The sequence below is a fragment of the Nocardia sp. NBC_00881 genome (assembly GCF_045207455.1).
Lineage (GTDB): Bacteria > Actinomycetota > Actinomycetes > Mycobacteriales > Mycobacteriaceae > Nocardia.
On sequence record NZ_CP108798.1, the window covers coordinates 8,319,176 to 8,331,482 of the forward strand.

General features: G+C 68.1%; 10 protein-coding genes. 8 read left to right on the forward strand and 2 right to left on the reverse strand.

Annotated elements, in window-relative coordinates:
* Positions 1–23: 23 nt before the first annotated feature.
* Entirely contained in the window at positions 24–404 is a 381-nt protein-coding gene (rplT, locus tag OH799_RS35425) for a 50S ribosomal protein L20 (RefSeq protein WP_327114805.1), read from the forward strand.
* Between the two features lie 43 nt (positions 405–447).
* Complete coding sequence (locus OH799_RS35430) at positions 448–1,251, forward strand: TrmH family RNA methyltransferase (protein ID WP_406273639.1); 804 nt, start codon at positions 448–450, stop codon at positions 1,249–1,251.
* 171 nt (positions 1,252–1,422) lie between these two features.
* Here the strand turns inward: OH799_RS35430 and OH799_RS35435 are convergent, their stop codons facing one another.
* Positions 1,423–2,001, reverse strand: a complete 579-nt coding sequence (locus tag OH799_RS35435) for a TetR/AcrR family transcriptional regulator (RefSeq protein ID WP_406273642.1) — start codon at positions 1,999–2,001, stop codon at positions 1,423–1,425.
* Positions 2,002–2,105: 104 nt separating this feature from the next.
* Here OH799_RS35435 and OH799_RS35440 point away from each other — a divergent pair, with 104 nt between their 5' ends.
* The 6 genes from OH799_RS35440 to OH799_RS35465 all read left to right on the forward strand — a co-directional run bounded on the left by OH799_RS35440 (position 2,106) and on the right by OH799_RS35465 (position 10,158).
* Complete coding sequence (locus tag OH799_RS35440; RefSeq protein WP_406273645.1) at positions 2,106–3,521, forward strand: DHA2 family efflux MFS transporter permease subunit; 1,416 nt, start codon at positions 2,106–2,108, stop codon at positions 3,519–3,521.
* Between the two features lie 348 nt (positions 3,522–3,869).
* Positions 3,870–4,931 carry a phenylalanine--tRNA ligase subunit alpha gene (gene pheS / locus OH799_RS35445; RefSeq protein WP_406273648.1) on the forward strand — a complete coding sequence of 354 codons (1,062 nt, stop codon included), beginning with the start codon at positions 3,870–3,872 and terminating at the stop codon, positions 4,929–4,931.
* A gap of 33 nt (positions 4,932–4,964) precedes the next feature.
* A complete protein-coding gene (gene pheT, locus OH799_RS35450) occupies positions 4,965–7,493 on the forward strand; it encodes a phenylalanine--tRNA ligase subunit beta (RefSeq protein ID WP_406273651.1) in 2,529 nt (842 codons plus the stop codon).
* Positions 7,494–7,766: 273 nt separating this feature from the next.
* A complete protein-coding gene (locus OH799_RS35455; protein ID WP_406273654.1) occupies positions 7,767–8,534 on the forward strand; it encodes an alpha/beta hydrolase in 768 nt (255 codons plus the stop codon).
* 37 nt (positions 8,535–8,571) lie between these two features.
* Entirely contained in the window at positions 8,572–9,090 is a 519-nt protein-coding gene (locus OH799_RS35460) for a hypothetical protein (RefSeq protein WP_406273657.1), read from the forward strand.
* 45 nt (positions 9,091–9,135) lie between these two features.
* Positions 9,136–10,158, forward strand: a complete 1,023-nt coding sequence (locus OH799_RS35465; RefSeq protein ID WP_406273660.1) for a hypothetical protein — start codon at positions 9,136–9,138, stop codon at positions 10,156–10,158.
* Positions 10,159–10,276: 118 nt separating this feature from the next.
* Here OH799_RS35465 and OH799_RS35470 read toward each other — a convergent pair whose 3' ends face one another.
* Positions 10,277–12,298 (reverse strand): hypothetical protein, encoded by a 2,022-nt coding sequence (locus tag OH799_RS35470; RefSeq protein WP_406273663.1) that lies wholly within the window; start codon positions 12,296–12,298, stop codon positions 10,277–10,279.
* Positions 12,299–12,307: the final 9 nt, after the last annotated feature.

Genomic DNA, 12,307 nt, shown 5'->3' on the forward strand with positions numbered 1-12,307 from the left:
CCCAGATCGAACAGGACTGACCAGTGGCACGCGTCAAAAGGGCCGTCAACGCTCAGAAGAAGCGCCGTTCCATCCTCGAGGCCTCCAAGGGTTACCGCGGCCAGCGCTCGCGGCTGTACCGCAAGGCCAAGGAGCAGCAGCTGCACTCGCTCGCCTACGCCTACCGGGACCGCCGGGCGCGCAAGGGTGACTTCCGCAAGCTGTGGATCGCCCGCATCAACGCCGCGGCGCGGATCAACGACATCACCTACAACCGCTTCATCCAGGGCCTGAAGGCCGCTGGTGTCGAGGTGGACCGCAAAATCCTCGCCGAGCTCGCGGTGTCGGACGCCGAGGCGTTCGCCGGTCTCGTGGCGATCGCCAAGGCCGCTCTCCCGCAGGACGTCAACGCCCCGGCTGCCTGATTCGCGGACTCCGTTGACACACGGACGACTCTCGGAACGACCCGTGGAGGCGCTCAGCGAGCGCAATCCGCGGGTCGTTTTCGCTGTCAAGCTGCAGCGCGGTGCGCAGCGCAAGAGGGCGGGCCGATTCCTCGCCGAGGGAGCCAACGCTGTTGCCGCGGCACTGAGCACCGGGCGGGTGCATGAGCTGTTCTACTCGACGTCTGCCGCCGAGCGTGAGCACGCGCTGATCGCCGGCGCGGCCGCCGCGGGGGTGCGCAGCACGCTGGTGAGCGACCGCGCAGCGCGGCATCTCGGCGAAACCGTCACTGCTCCGGGACTGGTCGCGGTCTGCGACCTTATTGACGTGCCCCTGGCACGGATACTCGAGCCGGGCCCGAGGATGCTGGCCGTTCCCGTCGAGATGGCCGAGCCGGGCAATGCCGGAACGCTCGTCCGGGTCGCCGATTCGGTCGGAGCCGACGGAGTGGTGCTGGCGGGGGACACTGTCGACCCGCACAACGGAAAATGCGTGCGTGCGAGCGCGGGCAGCATATTCCACGTGCCGATCGCGCGGCACCGGGATGTCGGCGAGACGGTGGATTCGCTTACCGCCGCCGGCATCACGATCCTCGCGACCGCCGCCGACGGCGAAGTCGACCTGGACGACGCCGACGAGCTGTTCACCGAACCTGTCGCCTGGCTGTTCGGCAACGAGGCGCATGGCCTGGACCCCGCCGTCGCGCGTCGCGCCGACCATCGCGTCCGCATCCCTATTCGCGGCCGTGCCGAGAGCCTGAATTTGGCCACTGCCGCGGCGATCTGCCTCTACGCGAACTCCCGGGTCCGCTACCGCGGCGATTCCTGACGTCGCGAGTCTCCAGGATCGGCGCGGACCGACAAGTCATCCATTCGGCCCGATAGCAAGACAGGCCGCGCGCCTGGTCAATGGCCTGCAGCGGGCAGATCCGGCCCGATCGCGAATCGGCAGCCTGATCGCCGTCGACCGCGGCTTGATCGCGAATCGGCCCGCGCCTCCTCAATCGCCGTTGGCGCTCAGATCCGCCAAAATCTCCGTCGCCCACGCGGCAGGCGCCGCATCCGGCCCCGCGACACGCATCGAGCTCATCACGGTGAGCAGCATCCCGGAGGCCAGGAAACGCCGCGCCTCCGCTACTGGTGCGCCGGTCAGTTCGCGCACCAGCACGTAGATCCGGCCGAATCGCGTACGGACATCGTCGCCGATCGCAGGGTCCGCGCTGGCCGAGAACCCGTGCAACAGCAGTTGGAGCAGTTCTCGCTCGGCCAGAAACACCGAGTAGCCGTTGCCGAGCGCGCGCAGCGCTTCGTCGGGGCTCGCGCCGGGGCCTGCTTCTGCGCGTGCCGAACGGAAGATCTCCTCGATCCGGTCGCACGCACGGTGCAGCGCTGCGCGGAACAGCTGCTGCTTGCTGCCGAAGAGGCGTATCACGTATGGCTGCGAAACGCCCGCTCGCCTCGCGATCTCGTCGGTCTTTGTGGCCGCGTAACCGGACTCGGCGAAGGCGTCTATGGCCGCGCGCAGCACCTGCTCGCCGCGTTCAGCGGCGGTCATCCTGGTTCTGGTCGAATGCGCCATCGGGGTGCTCCGTCTCCTCTGCTCCATGCGGATCTTGACATGTTATCAGTCAATGCATACGCTTCGAACGGTCAGTTATCAGTCGATTACAACAAGGATCGGACATGACCGAGACTCTCCAACCTGCCGCGCCACCCGCGGTCACTCTCGGCGGACGCTCGCTCGCCGCCGTGCTGGTCGCTGTCGGTATCCCGATGTTCATGGTCACGCTGGACAACCTGGTCGTGACGAACGCGCTGCCGGTGATCCGCACCGAGCTGGGCGCCGCACTGACCGACCTACAGTGGTTCGTGAATGCCTACACGCTGTCCTTCGCCTCGCTGTTGCTCACCGCGTCGGCGGTTGGTGATCGGCTCGGCAGGCGCCGGGTCTTCCTGGCGGGCATCGCGCTGTTCACGCTGGCGTCCGCGGCCTGTGCACTGGCCGCGGGACCGGGGATGCTGATCGCCGCACGGGCGATGCAGGGCTTCGGTGCGGCGGCCGTGATGCCGCTGTCACTGACGCTGCTCTCGGCGGCCGTTCCGGAGCGGATGCGCAACGCGGCCATCGGCATCTGGGGCGGTATCGCCGGTCTCGGCGTCGCGCTCGGCCCGCTCGTCGGCGGCGCCGTGGTGGACGGGCTGAGCTGGCATTGGATCTTCTGGCTGAACGTGCCGGTCGGTCTCGCGGTGCTGCCCTTCGCGGCGCGGGTGCTCGCCGAGTCGCACGGCGGCAGTCGCCGCCTCGACCCGGTCGGTCTGCTGCTGTCGGCGGGTGGCGTGCTCGCGGTGGTGTGGGGCGTGATCCACGGCGCCGGCGACGGCTGGACCTCGGCGAGCGTGCTGTCCGCGCTGATCGGCGGCGCCGCACTGCTGACCTGCCTGATCGGTTGGGAACTGCGCACGCCGGAGCCGATGCTGCCGCTGCGGCTGTTCCGTTCCCGGGCGTTCAGCGTGAGCAACGTCGTCGGATTCGCCTTCTCGGTGGGGGTGTTCGGTTCGATCTTCCTGCTCGCGCAGTACTTCCAGGTGGTGCAGGGCTACACCCCGCTGGAATCGGGCGTGCGCACGATGCCGTGGACGATGGCCCCCATGGTCGTGGCGCCGATCGCGGGCTTGCTGGTCGACCGGGTCGGCGCGCGCACGTTGATCAGCACCGGTCAGATATTGCTCGCCGCGGCGCTGGCCTGGATAGCGGCGATCGTCTCGGTGGACATCGATTATGGGGCCTTCGTCGCGCCGTTCCTGCTTGCCGGTGTGGGTATGGGCCTGACCTTCGCGCCCGCGTCCACGATCGTGATGTCCAGCGCCGCACCGGAGGACCAGGCCATGGCCTCGGGCACCAACAACACGGTCCGCGAGGTGGGCGTGGCAATGGGTGTCGCGGTGCTGGCGTCGGTATTCGCCTCCTACGGTTCCTACCTCAGCCCGCAGAACTACGTCGACGGGCTGGTGCCCGCAGTGTGGGTCGGCGCGGCGATCGTGGCGGCGGGCGCGCTGGCGTCGCTGCTGCTGCCGCGCCGGGTGGTCTCGGCGGACTGACCGCCGATCTGTGCGTCTTTCCGCTGCTTCCGTGGGAGGGCGCCACAGCGGCGTCGGTATGGGTGTCCCAGGCGGGATGAGCGCAGTTGCGGAGGGGCCGGAGCGGTCCTGATGTCCGGTTCATCGCGTCGTAACGAGACCAGTCTTCCGTGGCGGCGGGGCGCGCCATCAGCATGTTTCGCGGGCGGAACCCGGAGCCGCGGTGAGCTGACAGACCATTTGGTCCGTGATGGCGGGGGAATCCGCGTGAATTCTCCACAAGGCATCGAATACGATTCGACCAGCAGCAATGTGGGTAGGCAATCAGCTGTGCCCGCGAACCGATCCCCAGGGGAGAGACGGAGCATCGTGGCCGACGACATCGACGCAGGCGAGCAGAACGCGGCGCTGACCGAGGAGGCACTGGCCGCGGCCGCGGCGGCCGCCGAGAAGGCGTTTGCCGCTGCCGGCGATCTGGATGCGCTCGCGGTCGCGAAAACCGAGCATCTCGGTGGCAAGGCGCCGCTTGCCCTGGCGCAGCGCGCGCTGGGCAGTCTGCCGAAATCGGCGAAGGCCGACGCCGGCAAGCGAGTGAACATCGCGCGTGGCCGGGTGTCCGACGCGTTCGAGGCTCGCCGTGCCACGCTGCTCGCCGAACGCGACGCCGCGGTGCTGGTCGCCGAGGCCATCGATGTGACGCTCCCCGCCCGCCGTACACCGGTCGGCGCCAGGCATCCGATCACGGTCATCTCCGAGCAGATCGCCGACGTGTTCGTCGGGATGGGCTGGGAGGTCGCCGAGGGCCCCGAGGTGGAGACCGAGCACTTCAACTTCGACGCGCTGAACTTCCTGCCCGACCACCCGGCCCGCACCATGCAGGACACCTTCCACATCGCGCCGGAGGGTTCGCGCCAGGTGCTTCGCACGCACACCTCCCCGGTGCAAGTGCGCTCCATGCTGGCACGCGAGCTGCCGATCTACGTGGTCTGCCCTGGGCGGACCTTCCGCACCGACGAGTTGGACGCCACACACACGCCGGTGTTCTCCCAGGTCGAGGGTCTGGCGGTGGACAAGGGCCTGACCATGGCGCATCTGCGCGGGACCCTGGACGCCTTCGCCAGGGCACTGTTCGGTCCGGACACCCGTACACGCATGCGCCCCAACTACTTTCCGTTCACCGAGCCCTCCGCCGAGGTCGACGTATGGTTCCCGGACAAGAAGGGCGGCGCGGGCTGGGTCGAATGGGGCGGCTGCGGCATGGTGAACCCGAAGGTGCTGGTCGCCAGCGGGATCGATCCCGAGATGTACAGCGGTTTCGCGTTCGGTATGGGCATGGAGCGGACTCTGCAGTTCCGCAACGGCATCCCGGACATGCGGGACATCGTCGAAGGGGACGTGCGTTTCACGCTGCCCTTCGGTATCCGGTCCTGATCTCCCCCTTCGATCGAGAGAGCGAAACGTCAAGTGCGAGTAGCGCAGTCCTGGCTGACCGACACCATCCAGCGCACCAACCCCGACTGGTCGGTGCCGCCGGAAGAGCTCGACGCGGGGTTCGTCCGGGTGGGTTTGGAGGTCGAAGAGGTCGACAAGCTGGAGCGGGTCACCGGTGACCCGGTGGGGAACGGGGCGGGATCGGACGCCGCACGGCTGTTGGTGGTGGGCCGGGTCGCCGAGATCACCGAGCTCACCGAGTTCAAGAAGCCGATCCGCTTCTGCAAGGTCGACGTGGGCAATCCCGAGTTGCAGGAGATCGTCTGCGGCGCACGCAACTTCGAGGTCGGCGACCTCGTGGTCGTTGTCCTGCCGGGCGGCGTGCTGCCCGGCGGGTTCCACATCACCTCGCGCAAGACCTACGGCTACGTCTCGAACGGCATGATCTGCTCGGTCGCCGAACTCGGTATCGGCAAGGACCATTCCGGCATTCTGGTGCTGGAGCCGGGCACCGCGGAGCCGGGTTCCGACGCCAACGAGCTGCTCGGACTCGACGACACGGTCATCGAGCTGAACATCACCCCCGACCGCGGCTACTGCTTCTCGGTGCGCGGTCTGGCCCGCGAACTGGCCTGCGGTTTCGACCTCGAATACGCAGACCCGGCCGTGCGGACGTTGCCTGACGACGAGCGGGAGGCCTGGCCGATCCGGGTTGAGCCGAGCTCTCAGTGCACCCGTTTCGCGGCTCGCCGGGTCACCGGCGTCGACCCGAAAGCGGTCAGTCCTTGGTGGTTGCAGCGCAGGCTGCTGCTGTCGGGCGTGCGCCCGATTTCGCCCGCGGTCGACGTCACCAACTATGTGATGCTCGAGCTCGGTCAGCCACTGCATGCCTTCGATGCCGAGAAGGTGTCGGGCGGGCTGGTGGTGCGCACCGCCAACCAAGGCGAGACGCTACGCACCCTGGACGATGTGGAGCGGGTGCTCGATGCCGAGGATGTGGTGATCGCCGACGATTCCGGCGTCGTCTCCTTGGCCGGCGTGATGGGTGGCGCGAGCACCGAGGTCGGCACCGAGAGCACCGACATCCTGTTGGAGGCGGCCACCTGGAACCCGCTGCTGGTGTACCGGACCGCGCGCAGGCACAAGCTGGTGTCCGAGGCGGGCAAGCGCTACGAGCGGGTGGTCGACCCCGAGATCAACGTCGCCGCGCTCGACCGCGCCGCCATACTGCTCGCCGAAATCGCCGGTGGCACAGTCGAATCCGTGCTATCCGATATTCGCCTACCGGTCCCGGTAGCCGAGCCGATCCGCATCGACATCGACCTGGCCGACCGCGTCGCGGGCATTATCTACCCGACCGGGACCTCGGCTCGTCGCCTGGCGCAGATCGGCTGCCTCGTCGAGGTCGGCGTCAGCGACTCCGGGCACGGCCAGCTGGTGGTCACGCCGCCGAGCTGGCGCCCCGACCTGACCCAGCCCGCCGACCTGGTGGAAGAGGTGTTGCGGCTGGAGGGGCTCGAACAGATCCCGTCCGTGCTGCCGACCGCCCCGGCCGGCCGTGGTCTCACCCCGGCACAGCGCCGCCGCCGCGCGGTCAGCCGTGCGCTGGCTTTCGCGGGCTGCGTGGAGGTGCCGCCGCCGGCGTTCCTGCCCGCCGGGGTGTTCGACACCTGGGGTCTGGACGTCGACGACCCGCGCCGCGCCACCACCCGAGTGGTGAACCCGCTCGACGTCGACCGCGCGGAGCTGGCCACCACCTTGCTGCCCGGCCTGCTCGAGGTGGCCGCACGCAACATTTCGCGCGGAGCGCGTGATCTGGCCATCTACGGCATCGCGCAGGTCGTGCTGCCCGGACCGAACACGAGGCCGGTCCAGGAGCTGCCGGTGGATCGGCGTCCGACCGACGACGAGATCGCCGAACTGCTCGATTCGCTGCCCGCCCAGCCGGTGCGCGTGGCGGCCGTCCTGACCGGCCGCCGCGAGCCGCGCGGGCCGTGGGGCGAGGGCCGCCCGGCCCAAGCCGCCGACGCATTCGCCCTCGCCGACGCCCTCGCCGACGCGGCGGGCGTGACCATCGAACGCCGTGCCGCGGCCTATCTGCCGTGGCACCCTGGTCGCTGCGCCGAGCTGGTGGTCGAGGGAACCGTCGTCGGTTACGCGGGTGAACTGCACCCCGCCGTGCTGGAACGTTCCGGCCTGCCGCCGCGCACCTGCGCCGTCGAACTCGATCTGGACGCGCTTCCGTTGCGGGAATCCCGGCCGGTCCCGACGGTGTCCCCGTTCCCCGCGGTCTTGCAGGACGTCTCGGTGAGCGTCGAGAAGGCGATCCCAGCAGCATCGGTGGAGTCAGCGTTGCGCACCGGCGGCGGCGAACTGCTCGAGGACATCGCGCTGTTCGACGTATACGAGGGTGCCCAGGCGGGCGAGGGACGCAAGTCGCTCACCTACGCGCTGCGCTTCCGTGCCACCGACCGGACGCTCACCGAGGACGAGGCCAGCGCGGCGCGTGACGCAGCCGTCACCGCGGCTTCCGACACCGTCGGTGCGGTCCTGCGCGGCTGATCGGCGCCGTTTTCGAGACCGTGCTGCCATGTCGCCGCACGGTCTCGTCGTCTCCGCCCCCGCTTCGGCAGTCATCTGGACGCGGACCTGGCCATTCGCCTGGACATGTCTATCGTGGTCCTCCGGGCCTTCCACCGCACCCGGTGCGGACTATCCCGCGCACCGCGGGCCCGTTGTCGGGGCCGATCCGTACTGGCACCGACATCGCGCCGCTTCCCGGCGCGGCATGACCTGCCTGCCGCATCGGCGCCGACGGGGAGTAAGAACGTGGGCATGCGACATCCGGCCAGTCCGATCCTCAACGCGCTGACCTACTTGCCGGCGCGGACGGTGCTGCATACCCCGGCGGTGCTCGGGATGGACTACACCGACCTGTCCCCGCGCACGGCGGACGGGGAGATCCTGCATGCCTGGTGGATGCCCGCGCGAAATTCGATCGGACATATCCTGTTCGCGCACGGCAACGCGGGCAACATCGGCGACCGGGTGCCGATCTTCGCGCTGCTCACCGAGGCCGGATTCGACGTGCTGGCCTTCGATTACCGCGGCTACGGACGCAGCACCGGCAGGCCCACCGAGCACGGCACTTACCTCGATGCCCGCGCCGCGCGCAAGGCCATGCTGGCACAACCGGGTGTCGACCCGGATCGGGTGGTATACCTGGGGAAGTCACTCGGCGGCGGCGTCATGCTCGAACTGGCGCAGGAGCATCCACCGGCCGGATTGATGCTGATGTCCACGTTCACGGGCATCCGTGACGCGGCCCGCTCGGTGTACCCATTCCTGCCTGCACCGCTCGTGCCGAATGCCTATCCGAGCGAGCGCCGCATCCGCGCGCTGCGCGCCCCGGTGCTGATCATGCACGGAGACCAGGACGAACTGCTGCCGCTGCGGCACGCCGAACGGCTCTACGCCGCGGCGCGAGAGCCGAAACGGCTCGTCGTGTTTCCCCGCGCGGGTCACAACGACCTGATCCTCGTCGGTGGCTCGGCATGGTACGACCTCGTGCGTGACTGGGCGGGCGCCCTCGTCCGGCTGTGAACCGTTCGCGGTGGTCGCGGCTGCGTAGCCTGGCGGTATGAGTGACAACAGCGAGATCGCGGGGCGGCTGGCGGCGCTGTCCGACGCGGAATTGGCCGGTGTGCTGCTGGTCGCGACGGCGGGACGCTCCGGGTTCGCGGCGGTGCACGCGGCGCTGCTCGGCCTCGTCGAGGCAGGTGATCCGGGGGCCGTCGCCGATGTGAGTCCTGACACGTCGGGCGCGGCTGCATACGGTCCTGCGGCGGTGCCGGACGTGTCCGGGCAGGTCGGAGACGTTACGGGGGTACCCGTGGTACCGGCACCGCCGCCCGGTATTTCGACGCCCGTCCCGGGTGGTGGATATTCGCCGGCTGGCGTTCCTACTTTTGAGTCAGTTCGCGATAAGGTCGAGCAGCGCTTCGGCACTGCTCAGGGGATGGGCGAACTCGACCGGGAGACCCCGGCCGGCCGCGGCGTCGACGAACAATGGGAGGCACGCGAGCAGGCCGCGCGTGCGCGCTTGGACCGGATACGGAAGTCGTTGCACGACAACGAGTTCGAAACGCGTGAGCCGTAATCCGGGCCGGGTGCATCGGACTACGACTGTGATGGGTGGAACTCGATGAGCGAGCCGCGTGAGATCGCCGAACGGCTGCTGGACGCCCAGGTGGAATTCCTCCTCGCCGAGGTGACCGGCGACCGCTTCGCCGAGGTGCTCGCACGCGACACCGAATCCGTCCTCCAGGTCGCCGACACCCTGGTCTTCCGTGACATCGTCGAGGTCGAGCAGGCCAAGCAGACCGTTCGCACCGTCATCGATCTGATCGGTGGCAGCCCGGTGTTCGCCGACATGGTCGGCGTGTTCGCCGACTCCGTCTACGACCACATCGCCGCCAACCACGACTACACGCTCGGCCAGGTGGTGGAGCGCGAGCCGGTAGAGGCGCTGCTGGAGAAGATCTTCGGCATGCACCAAGCCCAGGAACGCATCCTGGACCGGCTCACCGAGAGCCCGCTCGTGGCCACCGTCGCCTCGAAGTTCGTCGACAAGCTGATCAACGACTTCATGCAGGTCAACCGAGAGCGTGCTGAGAAGATCCCGGGCGTCTCCTCGCTCATGTCGTTCGGCCAGTCCGCCGCCAACCGCGCGAAGAAGGTGGCCGACAGCACGTTCGTGGGCGACCTGGCGGGCAAGGGCGCGCTGTTCGCACTGAAACGCACCAACAACGCCATCCGTGAGATGCTGCGCGACGCCCCGGTGCACGACGCCGCGATGGAGTTCTGGGACCTGCACGCCGACGAACCGGTCAGCGGTCTGCGCGAATACCTGAGTCAGAAGGACCTCAACGAGCTGGTCGTGCTCTGCTACGAGATCGCCGTCACCACCCGTGAGAAGGAGTATTTCGGCTTGCTCGTCGACGAGTGCGTCGAGGTGTTCTTCACGAAGTACGGCGACTACACCGTGGCCGCCATGCTGCCGGAACTCGGACTCACCGGCGACGACATCGCCAACGAGATTCTGCGCTACGGGCCCGCGGTTCTCGAGGGCGCGAAGAAGAACGGTGTCCTGGCCGGGCTGATCCGTGAGCGTCTTGCGCCGTTCTACACTTCCGACGCGGTGCTCGGCATCCTCGCCGGGAAGTAGCGGCGGGGACGGTCTCGGGCAGAATGGCCGCGTGATGTCGGAGCGGTTGCCGAGGCAGGTGTCGCGTCGACGGCGAAACTTCTGTGCGGGTCAGGGTGGGGCCGTCTCAGGTCACGGTTCACCGACGTTTGACACCAGCCACTTGGTCCGGGTCCAACGCGATCAGCCGTGGGTCATCGATGTCATCGACGAGGTCCGCGATCGCGGCAAATTCCGCCGTCGTCAACGACGCTCCTCGCAGACTGTCCAGTAGCAGCGATACGAACGAGGCAGGCGCGTCGATGATTTCGCGAAGTTCGGCCAACGCCATGTCGCCGAGACGGTCGGCCACCTCGTTGAGGATACTGTCGGCGGCGGTTCGATGGGATTGTGGCGCGGCCGGGTTCCCGTACCGCACATCGAACCGCGCGTAGTACTCCGCGGCGCTCAGTACGGACCCGCGTCGGTCGTAGCCGTAGGACATTCCGATCAGGTCCGGCACACCGGGCCAGGAGGAATCATCCCAGAACGGTGGAGTGCCGAGGTGCGGCTCGAGCAGCGCCGCGAATCCTTCGTTGGTGACATCGTCATCGTGACAGGGAGCGATTTCGATGAACAGTCGGGCACCGGCCGCGACCTTGTGGTGCCCGTCCAACAGGTAACTCATCCGGGTATGGGGATACTCGGGACCGGCCGGGCCCGGAGCGACGAGTACCGCTACCGGTTCCGCGCCGGACTGGATTCTGGTGCGGTACCACTCGATTCGGTCGAGATCCGGCGGGGGCCAGGTGTCGGTGGGAAAGAAATCGCCGCTGGAGCCGAATTGGAGATCACCGGTTCCAGGCGGCCACGGCCAGGGATGCAGATGTTCGTTGGTGAATATCCCCAATCCCAGGCGTGACCAGTGCTCTTCGATCCTGACTTCGTACTGCCCAGGCTCGAACAGCGTGAACAACGGCCGGAGTCGGTCGAGGAGCTCGCGAGTCACGAACGGCTTGCCGGAGTAATCACGTTCGATCACCGGATCGGCAAGCCAGTCGATCAGGTCATCGAACCCGGACGGACGGTGTTCGGGCGCCAGCCGAGCCACCAGCCGCAGGTAGGTGCCGCGCGCGACAAATGCCTCGGCGAACGCGGGTTTTCCGCGAAACCACAGCACGCTCGCCTCTGGGTTCGCCCGTGAGCCGAGAACGCGGATCACGCCCGCACCCTCGGATATGTCGACAAGTTCACCGGGCCAGGTCAGCTCGGGCTCGCAGACCGAGGCGTACAGCGGGCGCGCCCGCCGAGCGGTGTGTGGTTGATCCCGCAGCGCAGCATCGAGATCAGCCGGGCCGAACTCCAGTGGATCGTCGGTGTGGCATTCGGACCAGTCACCCGCGGCGCAACCGCATGGCAGTTCGTGCCCGTCCGGCGTGGGCACCAGCTCATCGGGCGAGTGATGCCGCAGCTCCTCGGTCTGCTCGATGAACCGCGAAGCGATCGCGACGGACGTTCGATACTCGTCCGAATCCGCGGTATACCGTCGCCGCGGTCGCCCATTCGGATGCCAACACCAGCGCTCACTCCGGGGAATGCAGTCGAGCAGCCGCACCGTCGGATCCAGACCCAGCGCCCGGTAGGCGGCGAGGATGTAGTGGCCGTCCAGGACAAACGCCAGTTCGTTGCTTTGTCCCGGCCGGGAAGCATCCAACGCCAAGACCACCGGGCGCTCGCCTGACCGGATCGCCGCCATGCTGTTCTCGAAAGCCGGATCGCCCACCGTCTTTTCGGAAGTGGGATCGGCAGCGCGGTGTGCGGCGATCAACGTCAACGCGCCTGCCTGGACCAGGATGGGACGTTCAGTGTCCGGATGTTCGACCCGCACCGATAGCTCGACGGACGGAGGAAACTGCCACCAGCTCGGTGTGGTCAACGCCGCAATCCTGTGCTCCGCCGCAGGGCTTTTCGCGAGTTCGAAGGGAAGACCGACGCACTCGACCAATTCGCGTGGCCGAGCCGGGCCGCCCGAGGCGCGTGCGACAACGACCCCATCCGCACTGGGCCAGCACAACCAGGACCATTGCCGGTCGTATCGCACCGCGCACCCGATCCCCGCCGACACGATCGCCACCGCGGCATTGCCATCGCACACCAGGGTCGGCTTGTCCGTCCACGCCATCGGCCGGAT